The organism is Streptomyces sp. NPDC085932, from assembly GCF_044540525.1.
Lineage (GTDB): Bacteria > Actinomycetota > Actinomycetes > Streptomycetales > Streptomycetaceae > Streptomyces > Streptomyces levis.
Genome location: NZ_JBITSJ010000004.1, coordinates 728,786 through 743,343, shown reverse-complemented (window position 1 = coordinate 743,343; position 14,558 = coordinate 728,786). Strand labels below are relative to the sequence as shown.

Sequence of the window (14,558 nt, the reverse complement as noted above, 5' to 3'; positions counted from 1 at the left end):
GCCCGCGGGGTCTCCCCCCTGGCCCCTCGCGGAGCGCCCCATTCTGCAGACAATCCGCAAATTACCCCGGCCGGCCGTGTCCTCGGCACGTGTCAGACGGTTATGCCCTGTGGGGGAGCTCCGTGTCGGAGCCAAGGAAGCAGGAAAGCAATGCGCGTTGGAAGTTTCGTGTTGGCGGCCCAGTTCCCCGGTCAGGGCGAGGGAGAGGCGCTGCACCGCGCGGTCCGCTCGGCCGAGGTGGCCGAGGAGTCCGGGCTCGACACGGTCTGGCTGGCCGAGCACCACTTCGTGCCGTACGGCACGTGTCCGTCCGCCATCACCCTGGCCGCCTTACTGCTCGGCCGCACCCGCCGCATCCGGGTCGGCACGGCGGTCAGCGTGCTGCCCACCGTCCATCCCGTGGCTCTCGGGGAACAGGCGGCGCTGCTGCACCACACGAGCGGCGGCCGCTTCACGCTCGGCGTGGGCCGCGGCGGCCCGTGGGTCGACCTGGAGGTGTTCGGCGCGGGCCTGGAGGCCTACGAGAAGGGTTTCCCGGAGTCCCTGGACGTCCTGCGGCGGTGGCTGCGCGAGCCGTCCGTGGCGGCCGACGGGGAGCGTTTCACATTCCGCGAAGTCCCGGTGGTGCCGCGGCCGTCGGAGGCGCTCACGGAGGCCGCGGGACCCGAGCTCGTCGTCGCCTGCACGTCCCCGGCGAGCGTGCGGCTGGCGGCCGAGCGCGGGCTGTCGATGCTCCTCGGGATGCACGTGGGCGACGAGGAGAAGGCGGAGATGGTCTCCCTGTGGCGGCAGCACGCCCGGGCGTCCGGGCGACCGGCGGAGGAGATCCACCGCGCGTCCCATGTGTCGGCCGGTGTCTGCCAGATCGCGGACCGGAGGGCCGACGCGGCGGAGACGCTGATGAAGGCGATGCCGGGCTGGCTGAAGCAGGGCCTGGAGGCCCATGTCACGGTCGACGGACGCACACGCCGGATGCGCGACCCGCTGGCGTACACGGAACTGCTCTGCGGGCTGCACCCGGTGGGTACGCCGCGGCTGTGCGCCGACCGGCTGGCGGCGACGAGCGAGCGGACCGGCATCTCCCGCTTCGCCCTGCTCGTCGAGGGCTCCGGGGACCTGGCGGCGACCGAGGAGAACGTACGGCGGCTGGGCGCCGAGGTGCTGCCCCAACTCGTTTGAGCGCGCCGTGACTTCCTGGGGGCTTGCCGCTCCGGTACAGAACTGCACCTCCCGCGTACGGAGCGGCAAGCAAGCGGCGCCGCGTCAGCAGTCCCGGAACTCGGGCGACTGGTTCAGCACCTGACTGCGGACCGAGGTGAAGCGGGTCAGCGTCTCGTCGACCGAGGAGTCAAGCGGGAACACGGCCACCCGGTGGCAGTTCTGGAAGGCCAGGCGCACACCGAAGTGCCGTTGCAGCGCGCCGCGTATCGCGTCACTCGCAAGTGCACGCAGCAACTGACCGCGTGCCTGCTCGTCCGGCGGAGGCGTCTGGTTGTCGGCGAACGCACCGCCGTCCACCTTCAGCTGGGCCACCAGGGAGCTGATCATCTCCCACGCATAGGGCAGGGAGGTCCGGACGCAGTCGACGAATTCCGCTTCGTCGACCTCGCCTCGCTCGGCCTGTTCGAGTAGGGCCGGTGAGACGTCGAGCGACATGAGTTCTCCTCTCGCACCCCCAAGGAGCAGGGGTTGCCTGACAGATGAGGGAGAGCGCGATACCGGACACGCTGCGTACACGCACCGCGACCTCCCGTTCATACGGTAAGCAACGGCTGGGGGCGGCACCAGGAAAATGCGCAGATGAGACACTCCCACTGAGCACACCATGCACACAATCGGCCATTACCGAACACGTGTTTTCCAGGGCGAATCGCGTGGACCGGCGCCCGTCGAGTAGCGTTGCCGACCATGCGTCTCGTCATTGCCCGCTGCTCCGTGGACTACGCCGGGCGGCTCACCGCCCACCTTCCCTCGGCCCCGCGCCTGATCCTGGTGAAGGCGGACGGCAGCGTCTCGATCCACGCCGACGACCGGGCCTACAAGCCCCTGAACTGGATGTCGCCGCCCTGCACGCTGAAGGAGGGCAGCGGCGAGGATGAGGGCGTCTGGACCGTCATCAACAAGGCGGGCGAGAAGCTCATCATCACGATGGAGGAAGTCCTCCACGACTCCTCGCACGAACTGGGCGTCGATCCCGGCCTGATCAAGGACGGCGTGGAAGCGCACCTGCAGGAACTGCTCGCCGACCGCATCGAGACACTCGGCGAGGGCTACACGCTCATCCGCCGCGAGTACCCGACGGCCATCGGCCCGGTCGACATCCTGTGCCGGGACGCCGACGGCAGGACCGTCGCGGTGGAGATCAAGCGGCGCGGCGAGATCGACGGCGTGGAGCAGCTGACGCGCTACCTGGAGCTGCTGAACCGCGATCCTCATCTCGCCCCGGTCCGCGGCATCTTCGCGGCCCAGGAGATCAAGCCCCAGGCCCGCGTCCTCGCGACCGACCGGGGCATCGGCTGCCAGGTCCTCGACTACGACGCCCTGCGCGGCATCGAGGACGACAAGCTGCGCCTGTTCTGACCCTGGGCGTGCGGAAGGGGCCGGGTCCGCCCGAGCGGACCCGGCCCCTTCGCCGTACGGGGTGTCAGATCACCGACGGGGAGCTGCTCGGCGCCCCCGAACCGCTGCTCTCCGGTGCGCTCGCCGAGGTGCTGGCGGGGGCGCTGGAGGCGGGGCCGCTCGCCGAGTCCGACGTGGACGGCGAGGACGGCGGGTCGGTGGTCGGCGGCTCCGAGGTGGGCGGCTCGGAGGTCGGCGGCTCCGACGTGGGCGGCTTGGACGTCGTCGGGGGCTTGGACGTCGTGGGCGGCTTGGACGTCGTGGGCGGCTTCGACGACGACGAGGGCTTCGGGGAGGACGGCGGCTTCGACGACGACGCGGAGCCGCTCGGGTCCGCCGAGCCGCTCGGGGAGCCGGTCGGGGTCGGGTCGTCCGAGGTGCCCGGCGTGCCGTCCGGGCCCGGGTCGGTCGGCCGGCCGGTCGCCGCGCCGGGGCCGCCGTCACCCTCGTTGGCCGCCGGGTCCGCGCCCAGGCTGCCGTCGCCCAGGCCCTGGCTGGCCGAGGGGTTGACGCCGACCTGGTCGGACGGGGTGTTCGGCTCGTTGTCGGAGGTGGCGCCGAGCGTCACCACCGTGCCGAGCACGGCGACGAGCAGGGCGCCCGCGCCGGCGGCCACGAGATTGCGCCGGGCCAGCCCCTTGAGCCCGCCCCGGGCCTTGCGCGAGGGCGCGGGCGCGCTGCGGTGGGTGACCAGGGCCGGGGTCGTGGGGGGCTGGAGCGTCGGGAAGGCCGCCGGGACGCCGCCGGCCGGGGACGCGGACTCCTCGTACCGGGCGTCGGGCACCTCCTCGGCCGCGGTCGGCCCGAGCCCGATCGGCGTGCCCGAGCGGTCGGCGACCAGGGCGAGGGCGCGCCGGCCCGCGACCGTGCCGCGCTTGTCGGAGAGGGCGCCGCGCAGGCCGATGGAGGTTTCCAGTTCGCTGCGGGCCCGGTCCAGCGAGCCCCCGCACAGGGCGAGGATGCCGAGCTCGTGGTGGAAGTAGGCCTGTTCGGCGACGTCCCCGGCGAGCCGGGCGGCCTCGGCACCGGCGCGCAGGGTCCGCTCCCAGGCGCTCCAGTGCAGTCCGGCGGCGAAGGCCGGCGCGGCGGTGCGGGCCAGGTGCACGGCCGCGCTCTCCTCGCCCTCGGCGGGCGGAGTGGTGAGCGGTCCGAGCACGGCGAGGGCGGCGAGGACCGCGTCGGCCTCGGCGCAGACGCGCTCGGGGGTGACCGAGGGGTGCCCGGCCCACCAGGAGTAGTGCTGGGCGGCGCTGCGGGCGCCGGCCTCGGCCTCGTCGGCGTATCCGGCGGCCTCCAGCTGGGCGGGGACGCCCGCGGCGAGCCGGTAGCGGGAGCCGACCGCGGAGACCAGGCCGCAGGCGGCCAGTTCGCCGAGCGCGGCGTCCGCGTGGGTGTCGCCGACCAGGGCCGGCAGATGCGCCTGGTGCGGGATCTCGCCGTCGAGGGCGACGGCGAACCGCAGCGTGGCCCGCGCGGAGGCGCTCAACCGCGAGGCGAGCAGCGGAGCGGGCGCGGCGGCCTCGGCCAGCGAGGGCAGCGGTACCTCGTCGCCCAGGTCGTAGGTCTCGGCGGCGTCGGCCGGAGGGGCGTCCGCGAAGACGCCGAACTCGTCGACGGCCCCGGCGCCGGCCCGCAGCCGGTCGCGCTGCCGCAGCAGGGCACCGGCCTGGACGAAGCGCAGCGGCAGCCCTTCGGACTCGAACCAGAGGTCGCCCGCCCAGTTGGACTCCTCCTCGGTGAGGGGCCGGCCGACGGCGTGCTCCAGCAGGTCGAGTCCGTCCGCGCGCTCCAGACCGCCGAGGAGGACCTCCTCCACGGCGCTGTCGGCGGACGGGGCGGGCACGTCCGGGGTGGCGCTCAGCAGGAAGGCGCACTCGGGGGTGGCGTCCAGCAGCTCGTCGAGGGCGGCGCCGCCGAACTGCAGGTCGTCGAGGACGACGACGGCGCCGATCTCCCGGAGATGGGTGAGCAGTTCGTCCCGGTCCGGGCGGTGCAGGGGGGCGTTGTACACCGCGTAGAACAGGTCGTGGAGCAGGTCGCCCGAGGTGCGGCCGAAGCCGTTGAGGCGGACCACCCCGTCGGGGGCGAGGTCCGCGCAGTCCTCGGCGACGAGGTCGAGCAGCCGGGTGCGGCCGGAGCCGCCCGGGCCGGTGAGGCGGACGGAGCGGCCGCGGGCGAGCAGGCGCACCAGTTGCTCGCGTTCGTCCTGGCGGGCCAGCAGGGGCAGGGCGGGCTGCGCCGGTCCGGGCGGGACGGGCGGCCGGGCCGTGCGCTGGGCCTCGGCGCGCTCGGCCGTGGTGAGCTTCACGGGCCGGGCGGGCCGTTCCGCGGGCGGGCAGGCTTCTATCTCGCTGCCGTCGACGGGGTTGACCGTCAGCAGGAAGTCGCCGGAGACGAGCTGCACCGTGCGGGCGAGCGCGGGTGCGTGCTGTCCGAAGTCGGGTGTGAGGGATTCCCGGGGCGGGCGCTGGCGCGGCCCCTGGCCGTCGCCTTCGTGGCCGTACTCCTCGGGTCCCCGGGTGTTCGGGTCCATAGGTCAAGCCCCCCAAAAGCGGGTGTGTGCTGTGAAAGCCCCTCCCGGCCTTGCTGCACACCGCGCTGTCGCTTCTGGTCCGGGCCCGCTTGAAGGGTTTCAAGGCAGCGGGCAGCCGAACCCTAAACCTTCGCACAGTATCTACGACAGTCCGGGGTACCGCGCCGTCCGTAACGTCACGGTCTCGTGAGGATAGTGCGCGTCGTACGGTTCGACGACGTCCGTCCGGGTCTCCCCGGTAGCCCGGTTCACACCCGTACGCGGGGTCACACGCGGGGCAGTGTCTCCACCCCGATGCCTCCCTCGATCGCCAGGATCCGGTGCAGGCGTGTGGCCACGAGCAGGCGCTGCATCTGCGGCGGTACACCGCGCAGCACCAGGCGCCGGCCGCAGCGGCCGGCCCGCCGGTGGGCGCCCATGATCACACCCAGGCCGGTGGCGTCCCAGGAGTCCAGTTCGGACAGGTCGAGCACGAGATCGCCGACGCCGTCGTCGACGGCCGAGTGCAGGACCGTACGGGCGTCCGCCGCGCTCCGGACGTCGAGGCGGCCCCCGACGACCAGCTCGGCGTGGTCGCCCCTGATGTGCATATGCGCTCCCCGTGCGTGCGAATCGTGCTCCGCGTTCTGGTTTTGGGTGATGCAACCTCTGACTGTGTGGAGGAGTCAGAGGTTGCTTCTTGTAAGCGAACCGAGACCGAATTCACCCGGGGGTGTGATGCCCCCGGGGCATGTGCGGTTTCAGTGCTTGTAGAAGCCCTGCCCGCTCTTGCGTCCGATGTCACCGGCGTCAACCATCCGGCGCATCGACTCGGGAGCCGCGAACTTCTCGTCCTGGGACTCGGTGTAGATGTTGCTCGTGGCGTGCAGCAGGATGTCGACGCCCGTCAGGTCCGCCGTCGCGAGCGGGCCCATGGCGTGGCCGAAGCCGAGCTTGCAGGCGAGGTCGATGTCCTCGGCGCTCGCCACGCCCGACTCGTGCAGCTTGGCCGCCTCGACGACCAGGGCGCAGATGAGACGGGTCGTCACGAAGCCGGCCACGTCGCGGTTGACGACGATGCAGGTCTTGCCGACCGACTCGGCGAACTCCCGGGCCGTGGCGAGGGTTTCGTCGCTGGTCTTGTAGCCGCGGACGAGTTCGCACAGCTGCATCATGGGCACCGGCGAGAAGAAGTGCGTGCCGACGACCCGCTCAGGGCGCTCCGTCGCGGCCGCGATCTTGGTGATCGGGATGGCGGAGGTGTTGGAGGCGAGGATCGCCTCGTCCTTCACGATCTTGTCGAGCGCGCGGAAGATCTCGTGCTTGACCTCGAGCTTCTCGAACACGGCCTCCACGACCACGTCCGCGTCGGCCGCGGCGTCCAGGTCGGTGGTCGCGGTGATGCGGGCGAGGGCGGCGTCGGCGTCGTGCGCCTCCAGCTTGCCCTTGGCGACGAACTTGTCGTACGACGCCTTGATGCCGTCGGTGCCCCGCTTCAGCGCCTCGTCGGTGACGTCGCGCAGGACGACGTCCCAGCCCGCCTGTGCGGAGACCTGGGCGATGCCGGATCCCATGAGGCCGGCTCCGATGACGGCGAGCTTCCGTGCCACTGTGCGACTCCCCTGACGCGCTGCTTATGTCTGCCTCTCCGGCGGACACTAGCGCTCGTGAGGGCCCGTGTGACCAGTAAGTAATGCGCGTCACGTCTCACATGACGGACATCACACCGGCAGGGGTCATTCCTCGCCACGGACGGCGTAGTTGAGTACCTGCTCGCTCAACAGGCCCTCGATGTCGTCGAGGAGCCGGAGCATCTCCCGGGACACTTCGCCCGGTTTGCGCCCTTGGGCCATCTCGCGGCCGACGGCGACGAAGAGGGTGCCGTGGACCCAGCAGATCTGACCCGCGATCAGCCCCGGCAGCGGGTCGCCGGCACCGGCGCGGGTCTCCTCGCGGAGGATCGCCTCCAGGTTCTCCTGGACCTCCTGCTGGATGCGCCACAGCCGGGAGCGCAGCGGCGGCGCCTCGTCGATGCAGCGCATGAAGCGGTCGTAGCCCTCGATGAGACCCATCCGGGGGGAGACGGCCTCGAGCTCGGCACGCAGCTCGCGCAGCACCGCCCGGGTCGCCGACTCCCCCGCGTCCCGGGCGCGCACCCAGCGGGAGAGCCGGTCGACGACTCCCTCGGAGCGGTCGAAGAAGAGGTCCTCCTTGGCCGGGAAGTAGTTGTAGACGGTGTTCACGGAGACGTCGGCCGCCTCCGCCACCTCGGCCATGGTCACGGTCACGAACCCGTGTTCCAGGAACAGCCCGGTGGCGATGTCGGAGATGCGCTGCCTGGTCTCGCGCTTCTTCCGTTCCCTGAGCCCCTCAGCCATGTCCGAATCCTAGCGTTCCCTGGGGGATGCCAAATTTTGGGGGCATTGCAAAATTTGAGGGACTCTGTTTTTCTGGGCGGCATGCCAATCATCAGTACGGCCGGCCTGGCCCGTACCTTCCGGACCAAGCACGGCCCCGTCGAGGCCGTGCGCGGCATCGACCTGACCGTCCGCGCGGGCGAGATCCTCGGCTTCCTCGGCCCGAACGGCGCCGGCAAGACCACGACCCTGCGGATGCTGACGACCCTGCTGGAGCCGACCGGCGGCGCCGCCACCGTCGCGGGCCACGACCTGGCGACCGACCCGGCCGGAGTACGGCGGGCCTGCGGTTACGTCGCCCAGTCCGGCGGGGTCGACCCGCAGATCAGCGTGCGTGAGGAGTTGGTCACGCAGGGGCGGCTGTACCGGCTGACCCGGGCGCAGGCCGCCGAGCGCGCCGAGGAACTGGCCGGCGAGCTGGGTCTGGCCGGGCTGCTCGACCGCAAGTGCGGCGCGCTCTCCGGCGGGCAGCGGCGGCGGCTGGACATCGCGATGGCGCTCACCCACCGGCCGAAGGTGCTCTTCCTGGACGAGCCGACGACCGGGCTCGACCCGGGCAGCCGCGCCGACCTGTGGGACCTGGTGCGGCGGCTGCGCGACGAGCACGGCACGACCGTCTTCCTGACCACCCACTACCTCGACGAGGCCGACGCCCTCTCCGACCGGCTGGTGATCGTCGACGGAGGCGTGGTGGTCGCCGAGGGCACCCCGAGCGCGCTGAAGCTGCGGTACGGCGGCTCGCTCGACGCCTCGCTCCAGGACACGTTCCTCGCCGTCACCGGCCGCAGCGCCACGCCGGCCGACGCCGCTCCCGTGACCGTCTAGGAGGTCCCGATGCTGCTCCACGACACGGCCCTCGTCTACGGCCGCTATCTCCGCCAGTCCCTGCGCTCGCGCTTCGCGCTGCTGTTCGGCGTGCTGATGCCGCTGCTGTACCTGCTGTTCTTCGGCCCGCTGCTGACCGATCTGCCGCTCGGCGAGCGGGGCAGCTCCTGGCAGGTGCTCGTCCCCGGGCTGTTGCTCCAACTGGGTCTGTTCGGGGCGTCCTTCGCCGGCTTCACGATCATCCTGGAGAAGGGGCAGGGGGTGGTCGAACGGATGCGGGTCACCCCGGTCAGCCGGCTGGCCCTGCTGCTCGGGCGGGTGCTGCGGGAGGCCACGGTCTTCGTCTTCCAGGCGGTGCTGCTGGTGCTGGCGGCGGTCGCGATGGGCCTGCGGGCGCCGCTGGCCGGGGTGCTGATCGGCTTCGGCTTCGTCGCGCTGCTCACCGTGTCGCTGTCCGCGCTGTCGTACGCGCTGGCGATGAAGCTGAGCACCCCGCAGGGGTTCGGCCCGACGGTCAACGCGCTCACGATGCCGTCGATGCTGCTGTCCGGCCTGATGCTGCCGATGTCCCTGGGCCCGGCGTGGCTGGACGTCCTGTCGCACCTCATGCCGTTCCGCTATCTGGTGGACGCGGTACGGGACGCCTACGTCGGCAGTTACGCCACGGCCGACATGCTGTACGGCGTGCTGGTGGCCCTCGGTCTGGCCGCGCTGTCCGTGACGGTGGGCACACGCGTGTTCCGATCCGCCGGAGCGTAACTACGCTGGCCGCATGGTCAATCTGACGCGCATCTACACCAGGACCGGTGACCAGGGCACGACCGCCCTCGGCGACATGAGCCGGGTCGCCAAAACGGACCTGCGGATCTCGGCGTACGCCGACGCCAACGAGGCGAACGCCGTGATCGGCACGGCGATCGCGCTGGGCGGTCTGGACGAGGAGGTCGTCACGGTCCTCACCCGCGTGCAGAACGACCTGTTCGACGTGGGTGCGGACCTGTCGACGCCGGTGGTGGAGAACCCGGAGTTCCCGCCGCTGCGGGTCGAGCAGTTCTACATCGACCGGCTGGAGGCGGACTGCGACCGCTTCAACGAGCGGCTGGACAAGCTCCGCTCCTTCATCCTCCCGGGCGGTACGGCGGGCGCGGCCCTGCTGCACCAGGCGTGCACGGTGGTCCGCCGCGCGGAACGCTCGACCTGGGCGGCCCTGGAGACCCACGCCGACACGATGAACCCCCTGACGGCGACCTACCTCAACCGCCTCTCCGACCTCCTGTTCATCCTGGCGAGGACGGCGAACAAGGACACCGGGGACGTGCTGTGGGTACCGGGCGGCGAACGCTGACACCCCCGGCCTCCTGCCGGGGGCCCGGGGGTCGCCCCCGGGAGACACAGCATCCTGGCGAGGACGGCGGACAAGGACACCGGGGACTGTGGGTACGGGCGGGGAGCGCTAGGTTCCGCCCCGCGCGGCGTGCCGGAGGCCGTTGGCGGAGAGGACCCCGCCGACGACCATCATCACGACGCCCACCTTGGTCAGGGTGACGACGGGGACGTCCACGTCGCCGGTGAACCGCCACAGCACCAGGCCGATCAGGAACGTGACGACACCTTCTGTCGCGTACTGCTTGGCCTTGCTCATCGGGGGAGCCTCTCCTTCGGGTCGGTGACCGCCTCCGGCGCACCCGCGGGGGCCTTCCGCGGCCAGATCAGATAACTCAGCGCGACCAGTCCGTGGATCCCGGCCGCACGCCAGGCCACATAGCGCCAGCTCTCCAGGGAGGTCACGCGGCTCGGGTCGTCCACGTACCAGATGGCGAGCTGCAGGAGCGCGGTCGCGACGGCGGCGCCCAGCACCGTGCCCATCCAGACCTTGCCCTCGTGACGCGCCCGGGCCATGCCGTACTGCGGCGGCTTCCGGGGCGGCGGGGCACCGCCGAAGCGGTGGGCCGCGTGCCCGTCGAGCCACTTCACGGTGCGGTGCCCGTGGCCGACGGTGTAGCCGATGTACAGCGCGGCCAGCCCGTGCGTCCAGTTGGGTTCCGCGCCGTTCTTCAGGTCCAGCGCGGTGGCGACCAGCAGGACGACCTCCAGCAGCGGCTCGCACAGCAACAGCGCCAGCCCGGTGCGCGGCATGCGCAGCACGTAGCGGAAGGCCAGTCCGGCCGCCAGCAGCACCCAGAAGCCGATCTCACAGGCGGCGATCAAGGCGACGATCACGGTTCGCTCCTCTCGGTCACCCTTCCAGGCTCCCGGGCTGCGCGGCCGGAATCGTCGTCGCGACTGACGAACCCTCGGTACATCGAAAGATGCAGTCCAGGACCCTTCGCGGGAATCAGGCGCGGGGCGCGACGGCCGTGTTGGATGGTGCCATGGCCGTACGACTCCCCCGCCCCCGCCGCTTCGACGTGCACGTCGCGCTGGGCGGACTGCTCGGCGGGCTGCTGCTGTGGGCCGTCGGCCTGGCCACCCGTCCGCACACCGAGCCGTACGTGCTGCTGCCCGGGCGCTGGCCCCTGCTGCTGCCGCTCGTCGTGATGGCGGGCTGCGAGCTGCTGCGCCGCAGCGCGCCCCGCGTCGCCCTGCTGATCGGCACGCCCGCACTGGTGCTGGATCTGCTCACCCAGGGCAGTCTGGTCACGATCCTGATGTACACGGACCTGATGTACGCGGCCGTCCTGTACGGGCCGCCCGCCTCGGCCCACCGCATCCCGCGGATCACTGGGCTGCTCACGGTGGCCGGGGCCGTGGTGCCGTTCGCCGTCTGGCGCGAGCCGGAGGCGCTGCTCATCGGCGTGATCACCGGCCTGGTCACCTTCGGGCCCGCCGCCACCGGCCTGATCGTCCGCAACCATCGCGACGCCGCCGAGGCGGCCCGGCTGCGCGCGGAGCAGACCGCGCTGCTGGCCGAGATGGACCGCACGCAGGCCGTCACCGCCGAGCGGGCCCGGATGGCCCGCGAACTGCACGACATGGTCGCCAACCACCTCTCCGCGATCGCCATCCACTCCACGGCCGCCCTCTCCCTCCAGGACCCCAGGACCTCGCAGGAGGCGCTGGTCGTCATCCGCGAGAACAGCGTGGAGGGGCTCGCGGAGATGCGGCGGCTCATCGGGATCCTGCGCGACTCCAGCGGCGACACCGAACCGGTCGCCGCCCCCACCCTCGACGGCCTAGGCGCCCTGGTGGACAACGCGCGCACCAACGGCCTCGACGTCACCCTCGACGCGGCCCTGGACGCGGCCCGGGGCGCGGTGCCGGCGCCGGTGGAGCTGGCCGCCTACCGCATCGTCCAGGAGTCGCTCACCAACGCCCTCAAGCACGCCGGCGCCGGCCGGGTCGCCGTCTGCCTCGCCCGCCGCGACGGCGTCCTGACCGTGGCGGTGACCAGCCCCTACGGTGACCGCGACGGGCCCACGGCCCCCGGCTCGGGCGCCGGCCTGGTCGGCATGCGCGAGCGCGCCGCGCTGCTGGACGGCACCTTCGAGGCCGGTCCCGAGGACTCGCCGGACGGCAAGATCTGGGCCGTGCGCGCCACCCTGCCCGTCAGTGACACCCCCGAAGGAGACACCGCATGATCCGCGTCCTGGTCGCCGAGGACCAGTCGGCCGTCCGCGCGGGCCTGGTCCTCATCCTGCGCAGCGCGTCCGACATCGAGGTGGTCGGCGAGGCGGCGGACGGCGAGCAGGCGGTGGCGCTCGCCCGCGAGCTGCGGCCCGACCTGGTGCTGATGGACATTCAGATGCCGCGTCTGGACGGGGTGTCGGCCACCCGACAGGTCGTCGCGGAACGGCTCGCGGACGTGCTGGTGCTGACCACCTTCGACCTCGACGAGTACGTCTTCGGGGCGCTGCGCGCGGGCGCGTCCGGGTTCCTGCTGAAGAACACCGAGGCACGGGACCTGCTGGAGGCGGTGCGGACGGTGGCGCGCGGCGAGGGACTGATCGCCCCGGCGGTCACCCGGCGGCTGATCGCGGAGTTCGCCGCGAAGCCGTCCCGGGAGCCCGCGGCCGACCCGGCGGTGCTTCAGCGGCTGACGCGCCGTGAGCGCGAGGTGCTGTCCTGCCTGGGCGAGGGCCTGTCCAACGCGGGCATCGCGGAACGCCTCGACATGGCGGAGGCGACGGTGAAGACGCACGTCAGCCGCTTGCTGGCCAAGCTGGAGCTGCGCAGCCGGGTGCAAGCGGCGGTGCTCGCGCAGGAGTTGGGGATCTGACCCGCCCGGGTCACACCGGGTCACGGTGGTCCAGACCTATTGACCGGTGGTCCAGACCTTTCTATTCTCACCGCACCATGTGTGGCGTGAGGCTCAGTCACGCCCCCCACAACTCCATCAAGGAGGCGCAGCATGCGCTTCAGACACAGAGCCGCGGCAGGGTTCGCGACCCTGTTGCTCCCCTTCGCCGGCCTCGTCGGCCTGGCGAGCCCGGCCCAGGCGGCGACGTCCGCCACCGCCACCTACGCCAAGACCCAGGACTGGGGCTCCGGCTTCGAGGGCAAGTGGACGGTGAAGAACACCGGCACCACCAGCATCAGCTCCTGGACCGTCGAGTGGGACTTCCCCTCCGGTACCTCCGTCACCTCCGCCTGGGACGCCGACGTCACCTCCTCCGGCACCCACTGGACCGCGAAGAACAAGTCCTGGAACGGCACCCTCGCCCCCGGGGCCTCCGTCACCTTCGGCTTCAACGGCTCCGGCTCCGGCTCCCCCGCCAACTGCAAGCTCAACGGCGGCAGCTGCGACGGCGGCACCACCGAGCCCGGCGACAGCGCCCCGAGCGCCCCCGGCACCCCGACCGCCTCCGGCATCACCGACACCTCGGTGAAGCTGACCTGGTCCGCCGCCACCGACGACAAGGGCGTCAAGAACTACGACGTCCTGCGCGACGGCGCCAAGGTCGCCACCGTGACGACGACCTCGTACACGGACACCGGCCTGACCAAGGGCACGGACTACTCCTACTCCGTGCAGGCGCGTGACACCGCCGACCAGACCGGCCCGGTCAGCGGCTCCATCCGCGTCCGCACCACCGGCGGCACCACCGAGCCCCCGCCCACCGGCGACAAGGTCAAGCTCGGCTACTTCACCGAGTGGGGCGTCTACGGCCGCAACTACCACGTCAAGAACCTGGTGACGTCGGGCACCGCGTCGAAGATCACCCACATCAACTACGCGTTCGGCAACGTCAAGAACGGTCAGTGCACCGTCGACGACACCTACGCCGCCTACGACAAGGCCTACACCGCCGACCAGTCCGTCAGCGGCACGGCCGACACCTGGGACCAGCCGCTGCGCGGCAACTTCAACCAGCTGCGCCAGCTGAAGGCCAAGTACCCGCACATCAAGGTGCTGTACTCCTTCGGTGGCTGGACCTACTCCGGCGGCTTCGGCCAGGCGGCGCAGAACGCGGCCGCGTTCGCCAAGTCCTGCAAGGCCGTCGTGGAGGACCCGCGCTGGGCCGACGTCTTCGACGGCATCGACATCGACTGGGAGTACCCGAACGCCTGCGGCCTGACCTGCGACACGTCCGGTCCGGCGGCCTTCAAGAACCTCTCCCAGGCCCTGCGCAACGAGTTCGGCCCGAACTACCTGGTCACCGCGGCCATCACCGCCGACGGCTCCGCCGGCGGCAAGATCGACGCTGCCGACTACGGCGGCGCCGCCCAGTACCTCGACTGGTACAACGTGATGACCTACGACTACTTCGGCGCCTTCGACAAGGACGGCCCGACCGCCCCGCACTCCCCGCTCACCTCGTACCCGGGCATCCCGCAGGACGGCTTCAACTCGGCCGACGCCATCGCCAAGCTCAAGGCCAAGGGCGTCCCGGCCAAGAAGCTGCTCCTCGGCATCGGCTTCTACGGCCGCGGCTGGACGGGCGTCACCCAGTCCGCCCCGGGCGGCTCGGCGACCGGCGCGGCCCCGGGCACGTACGAGGCGGGCATCGAGGACTACAAGATCCTCAAGAACTCCTGCCCGGCCACCGGCACCATCGCCGGCACGGCGTACGCCCACTGCGGCAGCAACTGGTGGTCCTACGACACCCCGGCGACCATCGCGGGCAAGATGACCTGGGCCAAGAACCAGGGCCTGGGCGGCGCGTTCTTCTGGGAGTTCAGCGGTGACACCGCGAACGGAGAACTCGCGACCGCGATCGACAGCGGCCTGAAGTAGGCCTGATCAC

Annotated in this window: 15 protein-coding genes; 8 read left to right on the top strand and 7 right to left on the bottom strand. The window is 71.7% G+C overall.

Annotation, left to right across the window (positions count from 1 at the left end; genetic code table 11):
* Nucleotides 1-150: 150 nt before the first annotated feature.
* Nucleotides 151-1,179 (top strand): LLM class flavin-dependent oxidoreductase, encoded by a 1,029-nt coding sequence (locus ACIGAQ_RS23745; protein WP_399785762.1) that lies wholly within the window; start codon nt 151-153, stop codon nt 1,177-1,179.
* An 84-nt stretch (nt 1,180-1,263) separates the two neighbouring features.
* Here ACIGAQ_RS23745 and ACIGAQ_RS23740 read toward each other — a convergent pair whose 3' ends face one another.
* Nucleotides 1,264-1,656: an SCO5389 family protein gene (locus tag ACIGAQ_RS23740; protein ID WP_311679350.1), complete on the bottom strand. Its 393-nt coding sequence runs from the start codon at nt 1,654-1,656 to the stop codon at nt 1,264-1,266.
* A 252-nt stretch (nt 1,657-1,908) separates the two neighbouring features.
* Here ACIGAQ_RS23740 and nucS point away from each other — a divergent pair, with 252 nt between their 5' ends.
* Nucleotides 1,909-2,580: an endonuclease NucS gene (gene nucS / locus ACIGAQ_RS23735; RefSeq protein WP_311679351.1), complete on the top strand. Its 672-nt coding sequence runs from the start codon at nt 1,909-1,911 to the stop codon at nt 2,578-2,580.
* Nucleotides 2,581-2,644: 64 nt separating this feature from the next.
* Here nucS and ACIGAQ_RS23730 read toward each other — a convergent pair whose 3' ends face one another.
* The 4 genes from ACIGAQ_RS23730 to ACIGAQ_RS23715 all read right to left on the bottom strand — a co-directional run bounded on the left by ACIGAQ_RS23730 (nt 2,645) and on the right by ACIGAQ_RS23715 (nt 7,509).
* On the bottom strand, nt 2,645-5,152 hold the full coding sequence (locus ACIGAQ_RS23730) for an ATP-binding protein (protein ID WP_399785758.1): 2,508 nt from the start codon (nt 5,150-5,152) through the stop codon (nt 2,645-2,647).
* A gap of 266 nt (nt 5,153-5,418) precedes the next feature.
* On the bottom strand, nt 5,419-5,742 hold the full coding sequence (locus ACIGAQ_RS23725; RefSeq protein WP_003993003.1) for an STAS domain-containing protein: 324 nt from the start codon (nt 5,740-5,742) through the stop codon (nt 5,419-5,421).
* Nucleotides 5,743-5,892: 150 nt separating this feature from the next.
* Entirely contained in the window at nt 5,893-6,741 is an 849-nt protein-coding gene (locus ACIGAQ_RS23720) for a 3-hydroxyacyl-CoA dehydrogenase family protein (RefSeq protein ID WP_311679353.1), read from the bottom strand.
* Between the two features lie 126 nt (nt 6,742-6,867).
* Complete coding sequence (locus ACIGAQ_RS23715) at nt 6,868-7,509, bottom strand: TetR/AcrR family transcriptional regulator (protein WP_399785753.1); 642 nt, start codon at nt 7,507-7,509, stop codon at nt 6,868-6,870.
* Between the two features lie 81 nt (nt 7,510-7,590).
* Between ACIGAQ_RS23715 and ACIGAQ_RS23710 the strand changes: the two genes are divergently transcribed.
* Genes ACIGAQ_RS23710 through ACIGAQ_RS23700 form a run of 3 tightly spaced genes read left to right on the top strand, consistent with a single transcriptional unit; the run spans nt 7,591 to nt 9,718 of the window.
* The gene (locus ACIGAQ_RS23710; RefSeq protein WP_362278633.1) at nt 7,591-8,373 is read left to right on the top strand and encodes an ATP-binding cassette domain-containing protein; all 783 of its coding nucleotides are present in this window, start codon (nt 7,591-7,593) and stop codon (nt 8,371-8,373) included.
* A 9-nt stretch (nt 8,374-8,382) separates the two neighbouring features.
* Nucleotides 8,383-9,132: an ABC transporter permease gene (locus ACIGAQ_RS23705; RefSeq protein WP_311679356.1), complete on the top strand. Its 750-nt coding sequence runs from the start codon at nt 8,383-8,385 to the stop codon at nt 9,130-9,132.
* A gap of 13 nt (nt 9,133-9,145) precedes the next feature.
* Nucleotides 9,146-9,718: a cob(I)yrinic acid a,c-diamide adenosyltransferase gene (locus ACIGAQ_RS23700; RefSeq protein WP_399785750.1), complete on the top strand. Its 573-nt coding sequence runs from the start codon at nt 9,146-9,148 to the stop codon at nt 9,716-9,718.
* A 108-nt stretch (nt 9,719-9,826) separates the two neighbouring features.
* On the opposite strand, the gene ACIGAQ_RS23695 is transcribed toward ACIGAQ_RS23700, so the two are convergent.
* Nucleotides 9,827-10,015 (bottom strand): DUF5708 family protein, encoded by a 189-nt coding sequence (locus ACIGAQ_RS23695; RefSeq protein ID WP_399785747.1) that lies wholly within the window; start codon nt 10,013-10,015, stop codon nt 9,827-9,829.
* On the bottom strand, nt 10,012-10,593 hold the full coding sequence (locus ACIGAQ_RS23690) for a hypothetical protein (RefSeq protein ID WP_362278631.1): 582 nt from the start codon (nt 10,591-10,593) through the stop codon (nt 10,012-10,014). Before ACIGAQ_RS23690 ends, ACIGAQ_RS23695 begins: the two co-directional genes overlap by 4 nt.
* A gap of 152 nt (nt 10,594-10,745) precedes the next feature.
* Here ACIGAQ_RS23690 and ACIGAQ_RS23685 point away from each other — a divergent pair, with 152 nt between their 5' ends.
* The 3 genes from ACIGAQ_RS23685 (at nt 10,746) to ACIGAQ_RS23675 (ending at nt 14,548) form a co-directional block, all read left to right on the top strand.
* A complete protein-coding gene (locus tag ACIGAQ_RS23685; RefSeq protein ID WP_399785744.1) occupies nt 10,746-11,951 on the top strand; it encodes a sensor histidine kinase in 1,206 nt (401 codons plus the stop codon).
* Nucleotides 11,948-12,589 (top strand): response regulator transcription factor, encoded by a 642-nt coding sequence (locus ACIGAQ_RS23680; RefSeq protein ID WP_311679361.1) that lies wholly within the window; start codon nt 11,948-11,950, stop codon nt 12,587-12,589. The genes ACIGAQ_RS23685 and ACIGAQ_RS23680 overlap by 4 nt, the downstream gene beginning before the upstream one ends.
* 132 nt (nt 12,590-12,721) lie before the next feature.
* Nucleotides 12,722-14,548, top strand: coding sequence for a glycosyl hydrolase family 18 protein (locus ACIGAQ_RS23675; protein WP_399785740.1), 1,827 nt, complete (start codon nt 12,722-12,724; stop codon nt 14,546-14,548).
* Nucleotides 14,549-14,558: the final 10 nt, after the last annotated feature.